This is a genomic window from Shimazuella sp. NTD247 (assembly GCF_059510415.1).
This window is the reverse complement of record NZ_JCAJZU010000004.1, coordinates 120,720-133,059: the sequence shown is the minus strand read 5'-3', so window position 1 is coordinate 133,059 and position 12,340 is coordinate 120,720. Positions and strand designations below refer to the sequence as shown.

Genomic DNA, 12,340 nt, shown 5'->3' with positions numbered 1-12,340 from the left:
TGTTCTTCCCCTCTCACTTCCAAGCTCCCGCTACCACCATTCGTTGAATTTCATTAGTTCCTTCGTAAATTTGGGTTACTTTTGCATCACGGAATAATCGTTCGACAGGGTAATCTCTGCTGTATCCACTTCCACCGAAAATTTGAACTGCCTCTGTAGTTACTTGCATTGCTACATCAGAAGCAAACAGTTTTGCCATGGATGCTTCTTGTTTACATGCTTTACCTGCTTGTTTATAGGAAGCAGCTCTGTAAATCAGCAGCCTTGAAGCTTCAATCTTTGTCGCCATATCTGCTATCTTATGCTGTATTGCTTGCATATCAGCCAGAGGCTTGCCAAACTGGCGGCGATGCTGTACGAAACTTACGCATTGTTCCAATGCACTTTGCGCTATCCCAAGTGCTTGCGCTCCTATTCCTATTCGACCTCCTGCTAAATGCGCAAGAGCTATTTCATACCCTTGTCCTTCTTCACCTAGTCGCTGCGAGATAGAAACTTCTGCTTGATCAAAAATTAATTCACCTGTACTAGAACCATTTAAGCCCATCTTTTTTTCTTTTTTGCCAAACGAAAAACCAGGCGTATTCTTATCCACGATAAATGCGCTGATTCCCTTTGTCCCTTTTGTTGTATCTGTAACGGCAAAAACAATATATACCTCAGCTATTTCTGCATTTGTGATAAATACTTTATTACCACTTAGTAGATACTTATCTTTTTCCCTAATTGCTCTTGTTTGAATCTTACTTGCATCCGACCCAGCCTGTGGTTCTGTCAAGGCAAATGCACCAATTTTCCTCCCCCAACAGAGATCAGGCAGATATTTTTCTTTTTGTTCTTTTGTCCCAAAGTTTAAAATAGGCATCGTTGCAACAGATGTATGTACCGCAAGAATCACCCCAATCGTTGCGCTCACCCTTGAAAACTCTTCTAAGGCAATAATATAGGTGATAAAATCTGCGCCTACACCACCTGCATCAGCTGGAATTGGAATACCCATAAAGCCCATTTGTCCCATTTTCTTGATCACTTCTTTTGGAAACTCCTCTTGCTCCTCCATCTTGGGAATAAAACGTGGGATCTGCTGTTCTGCAAACTGTCGAACCAATTTCTGCATCATTTTTTGTTCAGGTGTAAAAGTAAACTGCATCAAACTCCACTCCCATAGTCGTAAAACCCTCGATGACTTTTTTTGCCTAACCAACCAGCAGCAACGTATTTTTTTAGCAAAGGGCAAGGCCGGTACTTGCTATCAGCAAATCCTTGATACAATGTTTCCATAATGGAAAGACAAGTATCTAATCCAATAAAATCCGCTAACTCCAAAGGTCCCATTGGATGATTCATTCCCAATTTCATCACACTATCAATATCCTCAATCGAAGCAACACCTTCATATAAAGTATAAATAGCTTCATTAATCATTGGCATAAGAATACGATTGGAAACAAATCCTGGAAAGTCATTAACAAGAACCGATTTCTTTCCCAATTTTTGCGAAACTTTTAATATCATTTGATAGGTCTGCTCACTTGTTGCTAGTCCACGTATAATTTCTACTAGTTTCATAATCGGGACGGGATTCATAAAATGCATACCAATTACTTTATCCGCCCGTGATGTAACCGCTGCCAATTCTGTAATTGGAAGGGAAGAGGTATTGCTTGCGAAAATAGTACCAGGGGAAGCTATTTTATCTAACGTCCGAAACAAATTTGTTTTCGCTTTCTTCTTTTCTACAATTGCTTCGATAATCAGTCCTGCTGCAGCGGTATCGTCTAGTGACGAACTTGTCACTAGATGAGACAAACCAATCGCTTTTTCTTTTTCCGTCATTTTCGCTTTGTTTATCAATTTACTCCAATTTTGATCAATCTTAGTTAAAGCCTGTGACAATTGATCTTTGCTTTCGTCTATCAGAAAAACGGAGTATCCAGCGCGAAGCGACACCTCGGCAATCCCACTTCCCATCTGGCCCGCACCAATCACTGCAATCGATCGAATCTCTTCCAAGTTAATCCTTCTTTCTTATAGCAGTTGTTGCATAAATAAATTTGAACGCTGGATAAAGTCGCTTGATGTGTGTGCACCTAAGGCACAAGTCGCACTAAGCCACTAACATGACAAGTTGCGCTATGTTTTTCGCGTCTGTTGTTGGAAAACACAAAGGACGCTCCATCCACTCAAAGCGAGACTAAGAACACAGCGAGACTTGTGCCATTGTCTGAGGTGCACATCTGCGCTTTTGCGTTGAATAGAGCTACTTTACTTCCAGCAAAACCGCATCTCCTTGCCCTGCACCACTGCAAATTGCCGCCACTCCTATCCCGCCGCCGCGACGACGCAATGCATAAGCAAGTGTGAGCAGAATACGGGCTCCACTAGCTCCAATCGGATGACCATATGCAACGGCTCCACCATGTATATTTACTTTCTCTTCATCCCACCCAAGTATTTTCCCTGTAACAAGTGGAACAACAGCAAAAGCTTCATTCACTTCAAATAAATCAATATCCGAGAGTTGTAGATTATATTTTTGCAATAAGTTTTGTATGGCATAAGCTGGGGTCACTGGGAACTCCTCCGGCTGCATCGCTACCGTCACGTGACCGCGAATGCTCGCAAGAGGAGAGATACCTAACTCTTCTGCTTTTCTGCGTGAACTGATAACCATCGCACAAGCACCGTCGTTTACACCTGGTGCATTTCCAGCAGTAATGGTTCCATCTGCAGCAAATGCGGCTTGCAATACTCTTAATTTATCAAATGTTGTACTTCGCACTGCTTCATCTCTGTCTACTAACACAGAAGACTTTCGATTTTTCACTTCGACAGAAACGATCTCTTCCCCAATCATCCCAGCTGTGATAGCTTGATTGGCTAATTCATGGCTACGTACCGCCCAATGGTCCTGCTCTTCCCTGCTGATCTGATACATACGAGCAGTCGTATTTCCATGGTTGATCATATGCACATCTTGAAACGCACACCAAAGCCCGTCATGAATCATTAAATCAACAAATTCACTATTGCCCATTCGCACACCAAAGCGTGCATTTGGAACCATGTACGGGGCACCGCTCATACTTTCCATTCCGCCTGCAACGATCAGCTCGCTGTCACCAGAGCGAATAATTTGCTCTGCCAGTGTGACACTCCGCAATCCAGAAGCACATACTTTGTTAATCGTCTCCGTCGGTACATGCCATGGAATTCCCCCAAGATGAGCAGCTTGACGAGAAGGAATTTGACCAGCTCCTCCTTGAAGAACCATGCCCATTATCACTTCATCTACTAAATCAGCGGAAACATTTGCTCGGAGCAGTGCTTCTTTCATCGCTATTCCACCAAGCGATACAGCAGACATAGTATGCAGAGCTCCACCAAGTTTCCCTATGGGTGTTCGTGCACCTTCTAAAATTACTACTTCCTTCATCTTCCCACCCCTATAAGCAGGATAAAAGCTTTTTTCATTTTCAAATGAAAACGTTATCAATATTAAGAATACCTTATTGTATCAACTTTTACAATTTGTTCACAATTACTATTATTTTATTGTTTTCATGTTGATATATCCCATTTCCAATGAAAAATAGAAAACACTTGGTTTCGCATTCTTGTCAACATTAACTATCCATTAATAAGCACATGTGGAAACGTTATACTTTCCATAATTTGTTTCAAGAAATAATTTCCCCATTTTTTCTTTTTAACGATATACTCTACAAGTAGTTTAACTAGATTCAATATAGAGAGGTATAAAATTGAAGAAATTTATCACACAACCTGTTGGTTTCTTTGTCAGCATTCTTATCATTACCTTATTATGGGGCAGTCCTGCTCCACTTATAAAATTAAGTTATGCATGGCTTTCAATTGATCAACACAATTATAGTGAAACCATCCTTCTGGCAGGTTATCGGTTTTTGCTATCTGCTCTTATTCTTTTTTTCATTTTGAAATGCACTACTAAGAAAAAGATCTTTCATTCTTCTGCCTTTCATTCCCTCAGCAAAGTAGGATTTGTACAAAATTTTCTGCAATATATATTCTTTTATATCGGCGTTAGCATGTCCACTAGTATGATCACCGTCATTTTGACGGGAACTTCCTCTCTTTTTCAAATCGTTATTGCACATTTTATCGATAGAGACGACAAACTGACGATACGCAAAATATTAGGTGTCCTCGTGGGTTTCTTTGGAATATTTGTAGTGACCCTTCATTCGATGAAGAGTGGATTTGGATTTGGAACGGGCGAGTGGTTATTGATTTTATCTAATCTGGCAGGAGCTTCAGGTAATCTAATGGCGCGCAGAGAGGCCGCCAAATTTGATATAGGAATAATTACCTTTTATCAACTTTTTATCGGTTCCCTCTGTTTGATTGGGGTTAGTGTTTGGACAGCAGGTGTCTTTCCCTTTGTATTTCATCTATCTTCTGGTATTACGCTGCTCTATCTTTCATTTGTAGCTCTGATCGGTACGTTTGGCTGGAATACACTATTACACTATCATCCTGTCAGTAAAGCCTCTGTATTCCTTTTCCTCATCCCGATTTTTGGTGTATTTTATTCCTCTGTCTTCTTATCAGAAAAACTAAATAGGTATACGTTTTTAGGCCTGATACTAGTATGCATGAGTATTATCATCGTAAATGGGAAAATACAGACGAAAAAACAAAATATATCTGTAGAAATTTAGTTTTGAAAATAAGATTGATGCCTACTTATTGAAGTAGGCACTTTCTATCCTAAGAAGTAACATTTACCTTTCTGCACGACTAACCGACATCCCACAAAATAGACTTCTCTCATGAAATGAAATCTTATTTGTGAATCCATCATTCCGATTTCCATCTTGAATAGCCACTCCAGAAATCCTCTTTCCATGGAGAACATCCCGTACTTTCTTTGCATCTCTGATGCTTCCTTGCCTTCTACAATCATCCCGTCCATCTTTGTTACAACATATGAAGTGAAATCACCAGTCTTCCACTTCATAGTATAGGATGTATTCCTTACTTTGGCAGTAACGTGAATCATCTAACTCCTAGTTTATAAATTTTTTTCTACAAATCTATTTTATATACAATTACTTCCTCGTGAATATATTTTAATACGATTAAAATTTATGGCATATATCCAAATATTCAGTAATTTATCTGCCTGTGGGACTCTACTCGCAAATGTGCAAGTGGAGCCCCCACAACAGTATCCGTCGGGCGAAGCCAGAGGCTACTTGTTCCTGTAAACGATGCCCTGGTTGCCGACACCGCCGTACATGTTGACGGTGGCACGTCCATCGGTGACCGTCTTGACGACACCAGTCTGGTGGTTGCCTTCCACCACAGTGGTACGAACTCCGTTGTCCTCCGGGACATCACCGGAGAGATACTCCATCTCCAGCAGAGTGCCGCCTTCGAGGATCGTCACCTTGTTGATGACGCTCTGGAACTCGATGTGCCACTCGTTCTGTCCCTTACGGGTGAGCTTGAGGATGCCCTCGTTGATGCCCGTCGTGATGCACTCACCCATACGCATCGAGGTGAGCTTCTCAGCAGTCATCTTCGTCGAGGCGACGGTGATCTCCAGAGACTTGATCTTGCCGAAGTTTCGTCCGACCAGATGCGCGTTCAGCCATGCGGTGACGTTTGCCTTGTTGTCACCGATGAAAAAGAACTGCAGGTCTTCGATGTCAACCGTGTTGGTGGTCTGCGCCATGATAGTCTAAGCCTTCCTATTACGATACTGTTGTTGGGAAAGTACTGATGTACTCTTTGGCTATATTGTATCACCATAGAAACAAAACAAAAACCCCTTGGAGCACCAAGGAGTTGAAATAACAATTATTTTACCAGCTTTGTTTTTTTCGCAATGTTGTAATATGTGCCGTATGATGCTGCCCATGCCACGCATAGAGTGCTGTCGCTACATCCAATGACATCACACCTGTCTCTGGGTGATCAAAAGATTTCTGCCATTCATCCGTAAATGATTGCAATAAAGAAGTCCAACGGGCATGTAAACCGTCCAAGACTGCTAAAGAAGCAGATACCGGTGCATGTTTGGCATCCTTCAATTCTGCCCACTTCTGCTCATCATAGGGACGTATTGTAGGAGTTTCTTCTGTTAAAGCGAGCCGAAAGCGTGTATAACTATTGAGATGACTGTCTGCGAGATGATGTACTACTTGCCTAACCGTCCAGCCGCCCTCCCGATAAGGAGTATCCAATTGTTGATCGCCGAGCCCCTCTACTGCGTCTGCTAATTGCTGCGGGAGCATAGCAATCGCTTGTATGTGTTGTTTTCGCAAATCATCTTTAAATACAGCCGGTATTTGGAATCTGCCAATTGGGTAACGTAAATCACTCATTTTTTGCCTCCAAATCTATTGATTGGTAAAGTAGTTCTGCAATATCATATGTTTGCACTGTATCTTCCATTTCTTTTGCTTTCGTACCATCCGATAACATCGTCAAACAATAGGGACAAGCACTGCTGATCACGGTAGGCGCGGTCTTTAATGCTTGTTCTGTCCGTACAAGATTCACACGTTTGCCTTCTGTTTCCTCTAGCCACATCATACCACCACCTGCACCACAGCACATGGCATTTTCACGATTTCGTTCCATCTCAATCAGTTTCACTCCAGGTATCTGCTGCAAAATATACCTCGGTGCCTCATATTCGTCATTGTATCTGCCCAAATAACAGGAATCATGATAGGTTACTCTCTCTGCAACTGGTTTTGAAGGAACGAGTTTCTTCTCTTTTACTAAACGTGCTAATAACTGCGTATGATGCAGAACCTCACCATTCCAACCTAATTCCCCATATTCATTTTTAAATAAATTAAATGCATGTGGATCGATGGTCACGATTTTTTCCACTTTATATTTTTGAAACAAGGCAATATTTTCTTCTGCCTGCTGCAAATACAAAAATTCATTGCCGAGTCTTCTTGGGGTATCTCCAGAGTTTTTTTCTTGATTACCGAGAATTGCAAACGATATCCCTGCATGTGTCAAGAGCTGAACCACTGCTTCTGTTATACGTTTGCTCCGTGTATCATAGGATCCCATCGAGCCGATGAAAAAGAGATAATCAAAAGTTGGATTTTCTTTTACCGTCTGAACCGATACCTTGCTTTCTTTTGTCCAACTGGCGCGTTCTTTCTTACTCAATCCCCAAGGGTTTCCTTGGCGCTCGATATTATTTAATGTACGAGATGCTTCCGGGCGGACATCTCCCGCAGTTAAAACAAGAAATCTTCTCATATCGATAATTTTGCTCACATGTTCATTCATTACTGGACAAGCATCTTCACAATTTTTGCATGTGGTACAAGCCCACAGTTCTTGGGGAGTGATTACATCGCCAATTAAATCTTGTTCCTTCGCTTCTATCGCAGCTGCTGCCTCTGTCGCAAAAACAAAGGCAGGAACCCAAGGAGTCGTAGAGGTTATTGCTGCACCTTTTGCTGTCAAATGATTGCGCATTTTTACAATCAGATCCATTGGCGATAACATTTTTCCTGTGCCGGAAGCTGGACAGACAGATGTACACCGGCCGCATTCCACACATGCATATAGATCGACCAATTGCTTTTGCTCAAAGTCTTCTATTTTTCCTGCACCGTATGTCTCTACTGTTTCATCTTCGAAATCTATCTTTGATAGAGAGGTTTTCTTACGACGCAGTAACACATTGAGAGGAGCTATAAATAAATGAAAATGTTTGGATTGCGGAACATACAGCAAAAAACTGAATAAAATCACTGCATGCATCCACCAACCGATGTAAAATAATATTTCTCCACTAGCTGGAGACATCCATGCTGTAAAAAAGAGAGCTATAAACGAAGAGATTGGCGAAAACCAAGATAAATTTTCTTGAAGCCAAACCTTTTCAAATGAAGATGACCAAATAATCGAAAGGAGGAGAGAAGTCAGAAACAAAATTACTAAACCCGAACGGAATCCTCTCTTTAACCGAGGTAACTTTTCAACATATCTTCTGTAATAAGCGTAAGCAGTAGCAAGAAATACACAAAGTACAGTGATTTCCTCCAAAAATTGAAAAGCCGGATATAAAGGAATGGGCAAACGATGACCGGGAAATAAACCTTTGATAAATAAGTCAATTGCTCCGAACTGAATAAGGATGAATCCGTAAAACATGATGACATGCATCCAGCCGCTTTTTTTGTCCTTTAACAATTTCTTTTGACCAAAAATATATCCCCATGTACCTGACAGATTCCATTCCCAGTCATTTGCTTTCCCAAGACGAATATACTTATATCGAGCATAAACAATCCTTCCAAATAAAAAGAGAGAAGCTAAAGTTAATAGAATAAAGAAACTAATATGAAACCAATAAATGGGTTGCATGTGCATTGCTCCTTTTCTTTGGAATGGATAAAAAAAGGATGATATACAAATCAACCTATTTCCTTATAAGCAATTGAACAAAGTAGAAAACACCTTCTCTTGATTCAAGTGCTCCAGCAAGTTCCTGATGAGATGAATGCAATCCACTTACAATCAACACTTTTAATTCTTACAATGTTTATGGTAAATGCTTTTTTTGCGGATAAACATGTAAAGATGAGTTTCATCACGCTTAATAATAATCATATACTGTTTTACTCAGATGAAATCATCGATTTCAAAACCCCTTTAAATTCCCTTTCTTTGGTGTTTTTTACAATTCATCATAATATCCTTACCATTTGTATGCACATCTGATCCTGTACATGCCAATTACCTATAAAATAAAAACATATTAAATATAAATTATTATATCTTTAAAGTTGGCTAAAAGCCGTAACGTCGAGTGAAAAGTTCCAGCAAAGATGGGGAGTTTCTTATCAATGTTAATGCAAAATCCGCATGATCTGGCGCATAACCATTACCAATCATTAACTGTACATCTTTACCTATTCCTTCAGCTCCTAGAGCAGCAGCCGAAAACTGAACAGCCATACTAAAAAAATAAACAATCCCGCTGTCTTTGGTAACAACAATAGAGGAGAGTTCTGTATTAGGAACATTAACACAATTAAAAGTGATATCGGCTAATGCACCATCTGTAATTGTTGAAACTGTTTCTAAAACTGCTACAGGGTTTGTCGCATTTACCGAGCACACATAATGTGCCAAATTTAACTTTTCGATTTCATAACATACGTCAACATTGTTTTCAATCGCTATTATTGTTCCTTGTTTTCCTACTTTACGTTTTGCTGATGCCAATGTTAGCAATCCCGATTTTCCTCCAGCTCCCAGAACGACCACCACATGATTGGATTGGACGAGACGTGAAGCTTGAGCAGGAGCACCACAAACATCAAAGAGAGCCAATGCGACTCTCTGATCTACATCTTTTGGTAAACGGGCAAACGGGCTACTTGCAAATAAAATAGCATATCCTTCTACTTCTATCTGACCAGTAGACATATCTATCTGTTTAATTTGTTTGATGAAGAGAGGAGTTAAAGTAAGTGAAATGAGCGAAGCAATCATTTGACCTGATTGAAGAGAATGATCTGGGAAATCCTTTCCTACTTCTTTTATTCGACCGATCAACATACCACCGGAACCTGTCACTGGATTATGCATTTTCCCACGTTCTGAAACAATTTGAAGGATTTGTGATTTAATGTGATCGGCACAATGATTGGATGCTTGTTTTAATTGAGCAAATGATGCGGAATCAATGTGAAGAGCATGGATATCAATCAACAGTTCAGATGAATGTATTGGCAAACTAGGGTCAATCGACCATGCGGGTTGAGGAAACGATCCTTTGGGAGACAACGATCGATGCAAGCCATAGTAATGATTTAGTATATATATCACCTCTACTCACTCATCAATAGGAAGAAGTTTAAAATATTCTAGTAAACGATAATGATTTTGTTATCTAAATATATTCTATCCTACCGCCTTTTTTCCTTCCAAATAAATGAATTGTATACATATCCCATGTGATATATATACGTTTCTTTCTATCTGTTACTACATTTGTATATATATAGAATTAATTCAATTTTTTTGATAGTAAAATATCGAAGTTTTATATTATTTTATCATCAAATATTGTCCTAGTTGAACTCCCTTTCCCTAAAGAGTCCTAACCTATTTCCATTACAAAAAACATCCATGATCATTCATGTTAAACTTAAATCATGAAGAAAACATTCAAAAATCAACATCGTACACTTGAGAGTTTTGGATACAAATTTCTCATTATATGTCCTAACTGCAGGAAACAAGCAACAGTACTATCACTAGGGGAACCTTATCCATTTATCCGCAATATCGCAAAACGAGTGATTTGCACCCACTGTGGCCAGACAAAAGAATTTCTGTCAAAGAAAAATCGAATGAAGCAAAATATAATTTATTATGGCACCACGTTCAAAGAGGGCGCCATTTGTATTGGCGGTGCATTTGATTGGTATTTCGGCTATGCCTCTATTTACAAACAGCTTATTGTGGTAAAATGTTATGGTTTTACAATCACGAACATCTTCAATATGTAAAAAAATATGTAGAAGCGGATATCAGAGACAGTTATCCTTACTACCGCAGTATAGAAAGCACACTGCCAAAATGGATCAAATCATCAAAAAACCGTGAAGCAATCTGCCAATCTATAACAAAACTAGAACAGCTGTGAGAAACCTTTGTTCATATGAATGAAAAGCGATTATCTTTCTCTACTCGAAGTAATGCTTGCATGGTATGATAGAAAAAAAGACCTGTTATGGGAGGAAGAAAAGTTGTTTGAAACTGTACTAGCATCCATGGGAATGGGAGCAGCAAAGATTGACTTGCGTTTAATCAAAGATATTGTTACTACCGGAGAAGAAGTAACTGGGCAGATCGTCGTAACCGGAGGTAGTGCAGAGCAAAAAATAGAGGGACTTTCGGTATACTTAATGCTCCAATCCGTACATGCACGAAATGGAAACAAATTAACCGAACGGGTTGCAATGATTGATATTACTCATGATGAATTCACCATTCAACCAAATGAAACAATGAATTTCCCATTTTCTTTTACCTGTCCGCCTAGTATTCCATCATCATCAATCAATACAAAATACTTCTTTGTTACCAATTTAGAGATAAAAAATGCAATTGACTCTCATGACCGAGACTACATAAAAGTCTTGCCAAATAAAAGAGTAGCGCAGTTTCTAAATGGTTTTAAACAACTTGGTTTTAAACAAGATTGGGAAGGTCTTGTAACAGATGAACAGGGTTGGTCTCAACTGATCCAATACCATCCAACAACCTATTTTTATGGAGTTTGCAATGAAATAGCAGTCTATTTCCATCATGATCTGGGACGAGACAGTATTGAAGGAGTATTCCAAGTAGGTGAACAGCGCACTTCGGATTACTCTGCACTGATCGACATGTTCCACATGGACGAAAAGATACGGAGATTTGAAATAACTGCCGAAGAATTAAATTCAGAGGAAAAAGTCAAAAATAGACTGGAACTTATTGTGAAACAAATGTTCAAAAAATAAATTTCTGGCAATCTCTTTACGGGATTGCTTTTTTTATTCTAAAAATATGTTAATTTATTGAATTTTATATTATATAGTAGTATAATCGAGTTAATATTTCATTTATTCAATAGATATGTATTATTATGGCAAACGAACTATCCTGCTACTCTTACTCAGCTTAAATTCTAACACTAATAACATTGACTTCATTCCATAAGATAAATAAATTATATATCGTTGAAATTTACTGCCTCTTGCATATCGATCGAAAGGGAAGGATTGCAATGTACAAAACAATCACTTTTTTCAGAAATATCGATGAGGAAACATTTCGTAGATTGTATTTAGAACAGCTTTTGCCTGTTTTCTACAACCTACCAGGATTTATCTGCACAGATGTTACTACTGTAAAGCCAATGATGGATGGAGATCTTGGTAAGATCAACTTCATTATCGAAGCACACTTTGAATCTGAAGAAATTATGAACCATGTATTAACTTCTCCTGAAATCGTAGATATGATGGGAACTGCACTTCAAGCAAACGCCGGAGACATTTTCTTTTTTACTGGCCAAACAGGACGAATTTACTCCGATAAAGCAAAAGAAAAGTTCAATAAACAAGGACATGATGCATCAGTATTAGATGCCTATACAAAGACGAAATTACTCAGTTACAACCCATAATGAACAAAATCTAACTACATAAATAGACCGAGAAATGGTAAGCAGATTAAAGCTGAACTATTTATCGAATGGATTTGCTGTACATATACCAAATTCATAAATTAAAATAAGCAAATATAAAAT

General features: G+C 39.1%; 11 protein-coding genes. 3 read left to right on the top strand and 8 right to left on the bottom strand.

The window, feature by feature from the left end:
• Positions 1-13 precede the first annotated feature (13 nt).
• The 3 genes from AC5WOC_RS11360 to AC5WOC_RS11350 form a co-directional block, all read right to left on the bottom strand.
• The gene (locus AC5WOC_RS11360) at positions 14-1,150 is read right to left on the bottom strand and encodes an acyl-CoA dehydrogenase (RefSeq protein ID WP_496055535.1); all 1,137 of its coding nucleotides are present in this window, start codon (positions 1,148-1,150) and stop codon (positions 14-16) included.
• Positions 1,150-2,013, bottom strand: coding sequence for a 3-hydroxybutyryl-CoA dehydrogenase (locus tag AC5WOC_RS11355; protein WP_496055534.1), 864 nt, complete (start codon positions 2,011-2,013; stop codon positions 1,150-1,152). Before AC5WOC_RS11355 ends, AC5WOC_RS11360 begins: the two co-directional genes overlap by 1 nt.
• 247 nt (positions 2,014-2,260) lie before the next feature.
• The gene (locus AC5WOC_RS11350) at positions 2,261-3,436 is read right to left on the bottom strand and encodes an acetyl-CoA C-acetyltransferase (protein ID WP_496055533.1); all 1,176 of its coding nucleotides are present in this window, start codon (positions 3,434-3,436) and stop codon (positions 2,261-2,263) included.
• Between the two features lie 328 nt (positions 3,437-3,764).
• Between AC5WOC_RS11350 and AC5WOC_RS11345 the strand changes: the two genes are divergently transcribed.
• On the top strand, positions 3,765-4,703 hold the full coding sequence (locus tag AC5WOC_RS11345; RefSeq protein ID WP_496055532.1) for a DMT family transporter: 939 nt from the start codon (positions 3,765-3,767) through the stop codon (positions 4,701-4,703).
• A 44-nt stretch (positions 4,704-4,747) separates the two neighbouring features.
• On the opposite strand, the gene AC5WOC_RS11340 is transcribed toward AC5WOC_RS11345, so the two are convergent.
• The 5 genes from AC5WOC_RS11340 to kdd form a co-directional block, all read right to left on the bottom strand.
• Positions 4,748-5,044 (bottom strand): hypothetical protein, encoded by a 297-nt coding sequence (locus AC5WOC_RS11340; protein ID WP_496055531.1) that lies wholly within the window; start codon positions 5,042-5,044, stop codon positions 4,748-4,750.
• Positions 5,045-5,236: 192 nt separating this feature from the next.
• A complete protein-coding gene (locus AC5WOC_RS11335; RefSeq protein WP_496055530.1) occupies positions 5,237-5,722 on the bottom strand; it encodes a hypothetical protein in 486 nt (161 codons plus the stop codon).
• Positions 5,723-5,852: 130 nt separating this feature from the next.
• Positions 5,853-6,374, bottom strand: coding sequence for a YfiT family bacillithiol transferase (locus AC5WOC_RS11330; protein WP_496055529.1), 522 nt, complete (start codon positions 6,372-6,374; stop codon positions 5,853-5,855).
• On the bottom strand, positions 6,367-8,394 hold the full coding sequence (locus AC5WOC_RS11325) for a (Fe-S)-binding protein (RefSeq protein WP_496055528.1): 2,028 nt from the start codon (positions 8,392-8,394) through the stop codon (positions 6,367-6,369). Before AC5WOC_RS11325 ends, AC5WOC_RS11330 begins: the two co-directional genes overlap by 8 nt.
• A 426-nt stretch (positions 8,395-8,820) precedes the next feature.
• Complete coding sequence (kdd, locus tag AC5WOC_RS11320; RefSeq protein ID WP_496055527.1) at positions 8,821-9,864, bottom strand: L-erythro-3,5-diaminohexanoate dehydrogenase; 1,044 nt, start codon at positions 9,862-9,864, stop codon at positions 8,821-8,823.
• A gap of 926 nt (positions 9,865-10,790) precedes the next feature.
• Between kdd and AC5WOC_RS11315 the strand changes: the two genes are divergently transcribed.
• The gene (locus AC5WOC_RS11315; protein ID WP_496055526.1) at positions 10,791-11,549 is read left to right on the top strand and encodes a sporulation protein; all 759 of its coding nucleotides are present in this window, start codon (positions 10,791-10,793) and stop codon (positions 11,547-11,549) included.
• Positions 11,550-11,815: 266 nt separating this feature from the next.
• Positions 11,816-12,217: a hypothetical protein gene (locus tag AC5WOC_RS11310; protein WP_496055525.1), complete on the top strand. Its 402-nt coding sequence runs from the start codon at positions 11,816-11,818 to the stop codon at positions 12,215-12,217.
• Positions 12,218-12,340 lie beyond the last annotated feature (123 nt).

Coding starts and splice junctions, on each gene's coding strand:
- AC5WOC_RS11360 (WP_496055535.1), bottom strand. CDS start 1,150: ATGCAGTTTACTTTTACACCTGAACAAAAAATGATGCAGAAATTGGTT.
- AC5WOC_RS11350 (WP_496055533.1), bottom strand. CDS start 3,436: ATGAAGGAAGTAGTAATTTTAGAAGGTGCACGAACACCCATAGGGAAA.
- AC5WOC_RS11340 (WP_496055531.1), bottom strand. CDS start 5,044: ATGATTCACGTTACTGCCAAAGTAAGGAATACATCCTATACTATGAAG.
- AC5WOC_RS11335 (WP_496055530.1), bottom strand. CDS start 5,722: ATGGCGCAGACCACCAACACGGTTGACATCGAAGACCTGCAGTTCTTT.
- AC5WOC_RS11330 (WP_496055529.1), bottom strand. CDS start 6,374: ATGAGTGATTTACGTTACCCAATTGGCAGATTCCAAATACCGGCTGTA.
- AC5WOC_RS11325 (WP_496055528.1), bottom strand. CDS start 8,394: ATGCAACCCATTTATTGGTTTCATATTAGTTTCTTTATTCTATTAACT.
- AC5WOC_RS11310 (WP_496055525.1), top strand. CDS start 11,816: ATGTACAAAACAATCACTTTTTTCAGAAATATCGATGAGGAAACATTT.